The sequence below is a fragment of the Streptomyces sp. FH025 genome, assembly GCF_017427025.1.
Classification (GTDB): Bacteria; Actinomycetota; Actinomycetes; order Streptomycetales; family Streptomycetaceae; genus Kitasatospora.
Genome location: NZ_JAFLNG010000269.1, coordinates 1 through 9,656 on the forward strand (window position 1 = coordinate 1; position 9,656 = coordinate 9,656).

Consider the following 9,656-nt stretch of genomic DNA (forward strand, 5'->3'; position numbering starts at 1 on the left):
GGCCCGTGGGCCCCGTGCTGCGAGGACTCCTCGACCGCCGCACCTACCCGCGATGGCTTCGCGACCAGGCCGACCGCCTGCGCGAGGCCGCTCCGGCACAGGATCCCGACGCCATCCCGCTCGGCTGGGGGCCGCCGGTGCGGATGGCGCCGTGGGCGACACACCGGGCGGCTTCACTGGTCGCCGACCTCCTGGAGGAGCACGCGGCCACCGCCCGGCCGCTGGCCGCCGAGCGGGGCCAGCACCAGACCCTGCACCGGCTGCGGGCCGCCTCCGGGCTCTACCGGCAGCTGCGCCAGGAGTTCGACCAGCCGTGGTTGGCTTTCCCGTTCCTCGACGACCGGGTGGTGGAGGCCTGCCTCGCGGTCCGCACCCACGAGCGAGGCACGCCCTTCGCCTACAAGCCGCTGCTCGCCGAGGCCGCCCACGGAGTGGTGCCCGCCGAACTGCTCGGCCGCCGGACCAAGGGCAGCACCGATTCCGACTTCTACGCGGGGCTGCGGGAACAGCGCGCCGCCCTCGGCCGGCTCGTGGACCACTCCCTGCTGGCCGAGACCGGGCTCCTTGACGTACCGGCACTGCGCGCGGCTCTGCACGTCCCGCTACCCCGAACCTCCGCCGCTCTGGAGGACGCGCTCGCGGTGGAGCACTGGCTCCGCCACGGGCGGCTCACCGCCCCCGCTCCCGTCCGGTCCGGACCCCCCACCAGGAGTGCCTGACATGGCCTTTCGACTGCACCGACACGTCTCGACCGTCGTCACCGACAGCGGGATGGTCCTCCTGGACGAGCGCACCGGGGGCTACTTCGAGCTCAACGCCACGGGCGCCGCCACCCTGACGGCCCTCCTGGACGGGGCGAGCCCGGAGGAGGCGACCCGGCGGCTGACCGCCGACACCCAAGCCCCGCCTGACCAGGTGGCGACCGACGTCGCCGCGTTCCTCGCCGACCTGGCCCGGCTCCGTCTGGGCTCCCTTACCTGACCGCGATCCCTCTTCCCGGAGCCTGGTGCCCTCCCTTGAGCGTCCACACCGCCCTCCCCGCCCCCGACCGTCCTGCGCGGTGGCGTCGGCCTCCCGTCCGGACGGCCATCGCGACCGCCTGGGTGCTCGCCCGCCTCTCCCCGCGGCGCGTACGCGCCGTGCTGCGCCTGGCGCGACGAGGGGCGCGCCCGGCCACGTACGGCGAGGCCCACCTGGCCCGCACCGAGGTCATGTCCCTGAGCGTGGCCTGTGCCGGCGAAGGCTGTCTGCAACGCTCCTTGGCCACCGCACTGTTGTGCCGCATGCGGGGCAGCTGGCCCACGTGGTGCACCGGAGTGCGGACCCAGCCCTTCGCCGCGCACGCGTGGGTCGAGGCCGAGGGGATTCCGGTGGGGGAGGAGACCGCCCTCGCTCAGTACCGTCCCATCATGACCGTGCCGCCCACCGCGGACACCGGGGCCGAGTAGGTCGGGGCCCCGAACCGTCCCGCGCCCCCTGCGAGCGACCCCCTGAGCCGTGCGGCTCAGGGGGTCGCGGCATTGACAGGGGGCCCCGTGCGGTTGAATGCTAAGCAAGCGCTTAGTCAATGAGGTCCCACGTAGAGGAGCCGCCTGATGGCCGAGACCCCTGTCGACCCGCCCGGCCTTGACCTGATCCGTCTCCGTGAGCACCTGGACCGTGAGCTGCCGGGCGTTGTCCGGGGGCCCTTGCGGGCCGAGCTGATCGAGGGGGGCCGCTCGAACCTGACGTACGTGCTCGGTGACGGCACCTCCCGGTGGGTGCTGCGGCGGCCGCCGCTCGGGCACGTCCTGGCCACCGCGCACGACATGGGGCGCGAGTACCGCGTCATGACCGCGTTGCGTGACACCGGGGTTCCGGTCCCGCGCACCCTGCTGCTCGACCAGGGCGAGGACGTGCTCGGGGCGCCCTGGTACCTGATGGAGTACGTGTCCGGCGTCGCGCACCGGGACGCCGCCTCGCTGGCCGAACTCGGTGAGCAGCGGGTGCACGCGCTCGGGCGGAAGCTGGTGGAGACCCTGGCCGAGCTGCACCGGATCGACCCGGCGAGCGTGGGGCTGGAGGACTTCGGCCGCCCGGATGGGTACCTGGAGCGACAACTGCGCCGCTGGTCGAAGCAGTTGGAGGCCTCCCGCAGTCGGGACCTGCCCGAGCTGGACCGGCTGCACGCCCGGCTCGCCGAGCGGCTGCCCGTCTCCCCGGCGCCCGCCCTCGTGCACGGGGACTACCGGTTGGACAACGTGCTGGTCGAGGGCGACGCGATCACCGCCGTGCTGGACTGGGAGATGTCCACCCTCGGCGACCCGCTCACCGACATCGGCCTGCTGGTGATGTACACCGAGCTGGCGGGCGTCGGCGGCGGGATCATCCCCTCCGCCATGACCGCCCCCGGTTTCCCGAAGCCCGATGAACTCGTGTCCTACTACGCCGAGTTGACCGGTCGGCAAGCGGAAGACCTGGACTGGTACGTGGCCTTCGCGTCCTTCAAACTCGCCGCCGTCGCGGAGGGCATCTTCTTCCGCTTCCAGCAGGGCCGCACCCTCGGCGCGGGTTTCGAGCGCGCGGGCGAGATGGCCCCGATCCTCGCCCGGCACGGCCTGGGCACCCTCAAGGAGAGCTGACCGATGGACTTCGCCTACGACGCCCGCACGAACGAACTCCGCGAGCGGCTGCTCGCCTTCATGGACGAGCACGTCCACCCGGCCGAGCCCGTCCTCGCCGCCCAGCTCGCCGACCCGGCCCGCGAGGCCTGGGCGATCCCGCCGGTCGTCGCCGAACTCCAGGCGCAGGCGCGCAAGCAGGGGCTCTGGAATCTATTCTTTGTGGACAAGCACAGCATTCCCGGCGAGCACGGCGCGGGCCTCACCAATCTCCAGTACGCCCCGCTCGCCGAAATCACCGGCCGCAGCATCCAGTTGGCCCCGCCCGCGCTCAACTGCGCGGCTCCCGACACCGGCAACATGGAGCTGCTCGCCCAGTTCGGCAGTGCCGAGCAGAAGGAGCGCTGGCTGCGCCCCCTGCTGGACGCCGAGATCCGCTCCGCCTTCGCGATGACCGAGCCCGAGGTCGCCTCCTCGGACGCCACCAACATCGCCACCCGGATCGAGCGGGACGGCGACGAGTACGTGATCAACGGCCGCAAGTGGTACATCACCGGCGCGATGAACCCGGACTGCCGGATCCTCATCGTGATGGGCAAGACCGACCCCGACGCCGAGCCGCACCGCCAGCAGAGCATGGTCCTCGTCCCGCGCGACACCCCGGGCGTCACCGTCAAGCGCGGCATGAAGGTCTTCGGCTACGACGACGCCGACCACGGCGGCCACGCCGAGGTGCTGTTCGAGGACGTGCGCGTCCCGGTGGAGAACCTGATCGGCGAGGAGGGCACGGGCTTCGCCATCGCCCAGGCCCGGCTCGGGCCGGGCAGGATCCACCACTGCATGCGGGCGATCGGCATCGCCGAGCGGGCGCTGGAGCTGATGTGCCGCCGGGCGAACGAGCGGGTCGCCTTCGGCCGGCCGCTCGCCGAGCAGGGCGTCATCCAGGACTGGATCGCCGAATCCCGGGTCCGCATCGAGCAGTTGAGGCTGCTGGTGCTCAAGACCGCCTGGTTGATGGACACCGTCGGCAACCGGGGCGCGCACACCGAGATCCAGGCCATCAAGATCGCCACCCCGAGCACCGTCGAGTGGATCCTCGACAAGGCCGTCCAGGCCCACGGTGCGGCGGGCGTCGGTCAGGACACCCCGCTCGCCCAACTCTGGGCCGGCAACCGCACCCTGCGGCTGGCGGACGGCCCGGACGAGGTGCACAAGCGCTCGCTGGCCCGGCGGGAGCTGAAGAGGTACCGCTGAGGCCAAGTGCCGTTCCCGCGGAACCGGAACGGTTGCTTTCGGCCAGATGTGACAGGCGCATGTACAGGCGTTCACGTCTTCGACATGCTGACTGCTCACCCTCTTCGGACCCTCGACAGGAGCCCGTCATGCGTCGTCGCCTCGCAGCCATCGGTACCGGAGCCGCCCTCCTCGTGGGCGCCGGAGTGATGACCTCCCCCGCCGCCTCGGCAACCTCCTACTGCTCCACCACCCAGGGCACCAACTGGGGCTCCGTCAGCTGCCAGACCACCGCCACCAAGAACCACTGGCAACTCGTGCTGACCTGTGAGAGCGACACCGTCAAGGGCATCCGGCAGACCATCTACGGATCCTGGCACACGGGCAACGGCTCCGACACCCTCTACTGCTCCACCGGCTACCACGCCGTCCTGGAGAACGTCAACAACGACAACTGACTCGGCTCGCACTCAAGGTGACGTCATACCTGGGTACCCATTGATGAGTTGGCTCCCAGGTATGACGGCCCCGGCCCGTCTCCGCCCGTACCGTCTCCTGCGTAACCGATCACCAGGAGGAGGCGGCATGGGAAGGCGGGGACGAGCCGTGGCGGCGGTGTTGCTGGCAATGGCGTCGGCAGTGCTCGGGCTGGCGGGAGCGCCCGGGGTGATGGCGGCGCCGACGACGGGGAGCGGCGAGCGGCAGGCCACGGCCTGGCTGCCCCGGCCGAGCGGGCCGTACCCGATCGGGACCACCGCGCTGCACCTGACCGACGTCGGCCGCGAGGACCCGTGGCAGCCCGGGCAGCGGCGCGAGCTGATGATCAGCTTCTGGTACCCGACCGCCCGCCCGGCCGTCGGTGAGGACCGCGCCCGCTACATGGAACCGACCGCCGGGGAGCACTTCGGCGGTGCGGACGGCGTCGGGCAGTTCAACTACGGTGTCACGACCGGCAGTACGGACTGGTCGGACATCCGCACCCACGCCCGCCAGGATGCCCCGGCCCTGCCCGGCGGCCCGCGCCCGGTGGTGCTGTACTCGCCCGGCCTCGGCGACCCCCGTACCTGGGGGACGGCCCTCGTCGAGGACCTCGCCTCGCGCGGCTACGTCCTGGTGACGATCGACCACACCTACGAGGCCTCCGAAGTGGCCTTCCCCGGCGGCGACCTCGCCACCTCGGTCTTCCCCGGCATGATCGGGCAGCCGGGCCTGGACAAAGGCGCGCTGCTGCGCAAGGCCCTGAACACCCGGGTCGACGACACCCGCTTCGTCCTGGACCAGCTGGCCGCCCTGCGCGGCCGGCCCGGGCTGCCGACGGGCCTGGCCGGCTCGCTGGACCTCGACCGGATCGGCATGGTCGGCCAGTCGGCGGGAGGCTTCACCGCCCTGCAGACCATGCACGACGACCCGCGGATCGCCGCCGGGATCAACCTCGACGGGCAGATGCACTACCCCGGCCCGGACGGGGAGACGGGCGTGTTCCTGCCCAGCGTCGCCGAGGACGGCCTGGACCGGCCCTTCCTGCTGATGGGCACCCGCAGCGACGACTCCGGCGACCGCCACCGGCAGCCCGGCTGGGACGCCCTGTGGCAGCACAGCACCGGCTGGCACGCCGACTTCACCCTCGACGGCTCCCGGCACGGCTCCTACACCGACGGACAGACCCTGCTCCCGCAGCTCGCCCGACAGGGCGCGCTCACCCCCGACCGGCTGCGCCGGGACGTCGGCGACATCCGCCCCGAGCGCGCCGAGCTGATCACCCGCACCTACGTCGCGTCCTTCTTCGACCGCTGGCTGCGCGGCCACGACGACCATCTGCTGGACGGGGCCTCGGCGCGCTTCCCCGAGATGGAGTACGCGCCCTGAGCGCCGGGGACGGCATTCGGCCCAAGCCGGCCGCCTCCCAGGGGTGAACCCCGGCCGCTCCCGGCGCGGCGTCCACTCCGGACGGTTATTCAGATGGCATGAAAACCACCCGCCGCGCCGCTCTCGGCGTCCCGCTGATGACCGCCGCCGCCCTGGTCCTGACCGCTGGTCCGGCCACCGCGGCCAACGGAGACCTGTCCGTCAACGACAAGACCTACACGAACCCCTCCGGCTGCTTCCTCCTGGACTGGCCGCGCAGCGTCATCGACAACCTCACCGACGAGGACGTGGAGATCCACGACACCGCGGACTGCAGCGAGCCGTCGCTCGAGGTCATCGAGGCCGGCGACGACACCCTCAGCACCGACGCACAGAGCATCTACGTTCCCTAGCCGCCGATGACGGCGATCCGCCCCGTGCTCAGCCCGTCGGCCACCCGCTGGACGGCGTGCGAGGCGTCGGCCAGCGGCACCCGGGCGCTGACCAGCGGCCGGACCGCGCCCTGCTCGGCGAGCTCGGTCAGCTCGTCGTGCGCGGCACGGACGGCGCGCGGGTCGTGGGTGTTGTAGAGGCCCCAGTGCAGGCCGAGGATCGAGTAGTTCTTCACCAGTGCGTGGTTGAGCGCCGGGGCCGGGATCTGCCCGGCGGCGAAGCCGACCACCACGATCCGGCCCTCGAAGGCCACGCACTTGGTGGAGCCGGTGTAGGCGGCGCCGCCGACCGGGTCGAAGACCACGTCCGCGCCGCGACCGCCGGTGGCCTCCTTGACGGCGGCGACGAAGTCCTCGGCGGTGCGGTCCACCACCAGGTCGGCGCCGAGCGCCCGCGCCGCCTCCGCCTTCGCCCGGCCGCCGACCACGGCGATCACCCGGGCGCCGGCGGCCCGGCCGAGCTGGACCGCCGCGCTGCCCACCCCGCCGGCCGCCGCGTGCACCAGCAGGGTCTCGTCGGCGCGCAGCCGGGCCCGGCGGTGCAGGGCGAACCAGGCGGTCTGGTAGCCGATGTGCAGCGCCGCCGCCCCGGCGTCGTCCAGCGCCTCGGGCGCCGGGAACGCCGCCGCGGCGTCCAGCAGCGCGTACTCGGCGAAGGCGCCGTGCGGCAGCACCGGGTTGCCGATCAGCCGCTCGCCCCGCCGGGCGCCGTCCGCGACCTCGCCGCACAGCTCCACGCCGGGCGTGAACGGCAGCGGCGGGCGGACCTGGTACTGGCCGCGCACCATCAGCGCGTCCGGGAAGTTCACCGCCGCCGCCCGGACCCGCACCAGCAGCTGCCCCGGGCCGGGCACCGGCCGCGGCACGTCCTCGGCCAGCCGCATCACCTCGGCCGGCTCGCCGAGCTCTCCCACCTGCCAGGCCCTCACAGCGCGGCGCTCCTCTCCAGTCCCTGCTGGAGCCGGTTCATCCCGGCGATCCAGCGGTCCGGGTCGGTGGCCCGGACGCGGTAGTACTCGGCGACCTCGGGGTGGGGCAGGATCAGGAAGCGCTCGGCGCGCAGCCCGTCCAGCGTCGCCCCGGCGACGTCCGCCGGATCGAGGGCGGTCGGCGCGAGCAGCGCCTCGCCGACCGCGCCGGTGGAGGCCAGCATGTCGGTGCGCACCCCCTGCGGGCACAGCGCGTGCACCTTGACGCCCCGGTGCCGGTAGGTGGCGGAGAGCCACTCGGCGAAGGCGAGCGCGCCGTGCTTGCTGACGGCGTACGGGGCCGAGCCCAACATGGTGAGCAGCCCGGCGGCGGAGACGGTGGCCAGGAAGCGGCCGCTTCCGCGCTCCAGCCAGCGGGGGAGCAGCAGTTCGGCGGCCCGGACGTGGGCCATGACGTTGACCTCCCAGGCGCTCGCCCAGGCGGTGGCGGGCGCGTCGGCGCCGCCGACCGGGGCGACGCCCGCGTTGGCGCACCACACGTCGATCTCGCCGAGCTCCGTACGGGCCGCCGCGACCAGGGCGGACAGGCCTTCGGCGGAGGCGGCGTCCCCGGGCAGGGCGGTGCCGCCGCACTCCTCGGCGACGGTGTGGGCGGCCTCGGCGTCCAGGTCGTTGACCACCACCCGGGCACCGGCGGCGGCGAAGGCCCGGGCCAGGGCGGCGCCGATGCCCCGGCCGGCGCCGGTCACCACCACGCCCTGGCCGTCGAAGTCGCCCGTCACATGCCACCGCCGAGGGTGACCCCGCCGTCCAGCACCAGGGTCTGGCCGGTGATCCAGCCGGCGTCGGGGGAGAGCAGGAAGGCGACCGCGCCCGCGACGTCCTCGGGGACGCCGAGTCGGCCCAGCGGGTACGCGGCGGCGACCTTCTCCTCGCGGCCCTCGTACAGCGCCTCGGCGAACTTCGTCTTCACGACGGCGGGGGCGACGGCGTTGACCCTGATGCCCTGCGGGCCGAGCTCGGCGCCGAGTTCGGTGGTGAGCCGGATCAGCGCGGCCTTGCTGATGCCGTACATGCCGATCCCGAGCGAGGCGCGGACGCCGGCGATCGAGGCGACGTTGACGACCGAGCCGCCGTGCTCGCCCATCCACGCGGCGTGCGCCCGGCGGATCCAGGCCAGCGGGGCGAGCACGTTCACGGCCATGATCTTGGCGGCGACGTCCTCCTCGGTGGTCAGCAGCGGCCCGTAGACCGGGTTGATGCCGGTGTTGTTCACCAGGTGGTCGAGCCGCCCGAAGGCCTCCAGGGTGCGGGTGATCGCCTCCTCCTGGTGGGCCGGGTCGTCCGCCTTGCCCGGGACGGCGATCGCGTTGTCCGGGCCGCCGAGGTCGCGGACGGCCTCGGCGAGCGGCTCGGCGTTGCGGGCGGTGAGGCAGACCTTGGCCCCGCGGTCGACCAGTTCGCGCGCGATGCCGAGGCCGATGCCGCGGCTCGATCCGGTCACGACGGCCACCCGGCCCTTGAAGGAGTGCACCACGGAGGCTCCTGCCTTTCGCGCGAGAATCCTGGGAACGAAACCCTGGGAACGACGCCTGACTAAGCGCTTGCTCAGCATGCTGTCGGTGCGGGAGCCTGTCAACAGTCCGCCCGCCGCCCCGCTCCGGCCGAGCGGTGGACGGGAAAGCCTGTACGAGTTCTCTGGGAGGATGGCGCCATGACCAGCACGCCCATCGCCGACCTCTGGCCGACCCTGCCCGGCGCCGACGCCCGCCCCGAAGCGGCGTACCGGCTGCTCCAGGCGGCCGTCGAGTCGTTCGCGGAGCGCGGCTTCCACGCGACCACCACCCGGGACATCGCCACCGCGGCCGGGATGAGCCCCGCCGCGCTGTACATCCACTACCAGTCCAAGGCCGCGCTGCTCGCCGAGATCAGCCAGGCCGGGCACCTCGCCACGCTGACCCTGGTGCGGGCCGCGGCGGCCGGGGACGGCGGCCCGGCGGAGCGGATGCGGCGCCTGGTCGAGCAGTTCACCGCCTGGCACGCCCGCGCCCGGACGGTCGGCCGGGTGGTCAACTACGAACTGCACGCACTGCCCGAGGACGCCTACGCGGCGGTCGCGGCGCTGCGCCTGGACATCGAGCGCGAGGTCAGCGCACTGATCGAGGAGGGCGCGGCAGCGGGCGACTTCCAGGTCGCCGAGGTGCGCACGGCGGCCCGCGCGGTCACCTCGCTGGGCATCGACGTCTCCCGCTGGTACACCGATCGCTCCTCCGAGACGCCGGAGGAACTCGGGCGCCGCTACGGCGAGTTGGTTCTGCGGATGCTCGGCGCGCGGATCTGAGGCCCGCCCGCCGGCCCGTCGGGGGCGGCAGGTAGCGTGGGGTGCTCCGGTGGCCGCTGTTGCTGAGGAGAGCCGATGAGCAGTCAGAACGATCCCGTGCGCGCCCTGTTGGCGCAGGCCTGGACCTCCTGGGCCGAGCGCGGCGCGGCGCTGGGCGCCGAGGACTGGAAGCGGCCCACCCGGCTGCCCGGGTGGACGGTCCGCGAGCTGTTCGCGCACGTCGCTCCGGTGCCGGAGATGTTCACCGGGCTGCGCG

At 73.3% G+C, this 9,656-nt stretch carries 13 protein-coding genes; 10 read left to right on the forward strand and 3 right to left on the reverse strand.

Annotated features, from left to right (window positions below):
* The 8 genes from J0670_RS19720 to J0670_RS19755 form a co-directional block, all read left to right on the forward strand.
* Positions 1-719, forward strand: a 719-nt coding sequence (locus J0670_RS19720; RefSeq protein WP_243437246.1) for an asparagine synthase-related protein, incomplete at its 5' end; no start/stop codon positions are given.
* 1 nt (position 720) lies between these two features.
* Positions 721-981: a lasso peptide biosynthesis PqqD family chaperone gene (locus tag J0670_RS19725; RefSeq protein WP_207812950.1), complete on the forward strand. Its 261-nt coding sequence runs from the start codon at positions 721-723 to the stop codon at positions 979-981.
* A gap of 35 nt (positions 982-1,016) precedes the next feature.
* Positions 1,017-1,448: a lasso peptide biosynthesis B2 protein gene (locus J0670_RS19730; protein WP_207812951.1), complete on the forward strand. Its 432-nt coding sequence runs from the start codon at positions 1,017-1,019 to the stop codon at positions 1,446-1,448.
* Between the two features lie 147 nt (positions 1,449-1,595).
* Complete coding sequence (locus J0670_RS19735; RefSeq protein ID WP_207812952.1) at positions 1,596-2,621, forward strand: phosphotransferase family protein; 1,026 nt, start codon at positions 1,596-1,598, stop codon at positions 2,619-2,621.
* Positions 2,622-2,624: 3 nt separating this feature from the next.
* The gene (locus tag J0670_RS19740; RefSeq protein WP_207812953.1) at positions 2,625-3,854 is read left to right on the forward strand and encodes an acyl-CoA dehydrogenase family protein; all 1,230 of its coding nucleotides are present in this window, start codon (positions 2,625-2,627) and stop codon (positions 3,852-3,854) included.
* Between the two features lie 128 nt (positions 3,855-3,982).
* Positions 3,983-4,291 carry a hypothetical protein gene (locus J0670_RS19745; RefSeq protein ID WP_207812954.1) on the forward strand — a complete coding sequence of 103 codons (309 nt, stop codon included), beginning with the start codon at positions 3,983-3,985 and terminating at the stop codon, positions 4,289-4,291.
* A 169-nt stretch (positions 4,292-4,460) separates the two neighbouring features.
* Positions 4,461-5,699 carry an esterase gene (locus J0670_RS19750; RefSeq protein ID WP_243437247.1) on the forward strand — a complete coding sequence of 413 codons (1,239 nt, stop codon included), beginning with the start codon at positions 4,461-4,463 and terminating at the stop codon, positions 5,697-5,699.
* Positions 5,700-5,797: 98 nt separating this feature from the next.
* Positions 5,798-6,091 (forward strand): hypothetical protein, encoded by a 294-nt coding sequence (locus tag J0670_RS19755; RefSeq protein WP_207812956.1) that lies wholly within the window; start codon positions 5,798-5,800, stop codon positions 6,089-6,091.
* On the opposite strand, the gene J0670_RS19760 is transcribed toward J0670_RS19755, so the two are convergent.
* The 3 genes from J0670_RS19760 to J0670_RS19770 are packed head-to-tail and all read right to left on the reverse strand — an operon-like array spanning position 6,088 to position 8,596.
* Positions 6,088-7,059 carry an NADPH:quinone oxidoreductase family protein gene (locus J0670_RS19760; protein WP_207812957.1) on the reverse strand — a complete coding sequence of 324 codons (972 nt, stop codon included), beginning with the start codon at positions 7,057-7,059 and terminating at the stop codon, positions 6,088-6,090. The genes J0670_RS19755 and J0670_RS19760 overlap by 4 nt on opposite strands.
* Positions 7,056-7,841, reverse strand: a complete 786-nt coding sequence (locus J0670_RS19765; protein WP_207812958.1) for an SDR family oxidoreductase — start codon at positions 7,839-7,841, stop codon at positions 7,056-7,058. Before J0670_RS19765 ends, J0670_RS19760 begins: the two co-directional genes overlap by 4 nt.
* A complete protein-coding gene (locus J0670_RS19770) occupies positions 7,838-8,596 on the reverse strand; it encodes an SDR family oxidoreductase (protein WP_307806595.1) in 759 nt (252 codons plus the stop codon). Before J0670_RS19770 ends, J0670_RS19765 begins: the two co-directional genes overlap by 4 nt.
* Before the next feature lie 177 nt (positions 8,597-8,773).
* On the opposite strand from J0670_RS19770, the gene J0670_RS19775 reads away from it, so the two are divergent.
* The gene (locus J0670_RS19775) at positions 8,774-9,400 is read left to right on the forward strand and encodes a TetR/AcrR family transcriptional regulator (RefSeq protein ID WP_207812959.1); all 627 of its coding nucleotides are present in this window, start codon (positions 8,774-8,776) and stop codon (positions 9,398-9,400) included.
* A gap of 75 nt (positions 9,401-9,475) precedes the next feature.
* Positions 9,476-9,656: maleylpyruvate isomerase N-terminal domain-containing protein (locus J0670_RS19780; RefSeq protein ID WP_207812960.1), on the forward strand; the 181-nt coding region annotated here is incomplete at its 3' end.

Bases quoted from the DNA above. Each gene is read 5' to 3' on its own strand.
- J0670_RS19725 (WP_207812950.1), top strand. From the start codon at position 721: ATGGCCTTTCGACTGCACCGACACGTCTCGACCGTCGTCACCGACAGC.
- J0670_RS19735 (WP_207812952.1), top strand. From the start codon at position 1,596: ATGGCCGAGACCCCTGTCGACCCGCCCGGCCTTGACCTGATCCGTCTC.
- J0670_RS19740 (WP_207812953.1), top strand. From the start codon at position 2,625: ATGGACTTCGCCTACGACGCCCGCACGAACGAACTCCGCGAGCGGCTG.
- J0670_RS19745 (WP_207812954.1), top strand. From the start codon at position 3,983: ATGCGTCGTCGCCTCGCAGCCATCGGTACCGGAGCCGCCCTCCTCGTG.
- J0670_RS19750 (WP_243437247.1), top strand. From the start codon at position 4,461: ATGGCGTCGGCAGTGCTCGGGCTGGCGGGAGCGCCCGGGGTGATGGCG.
- J0670_RS19755 (WP_207812956.1), top strand. From the start codon at position 5,798: ATGAAAACCACCCGCCGCGCCGCTCTCGGCGTCCCGCTGATGACCGCC.
- J0670_RS19775 (WP_207812959.1), top strand. From the start codon at position 8,774: ATGACCAGCACGCCCATCGCCGACCTCTGGCCGACCCTGCCCGGCGCC.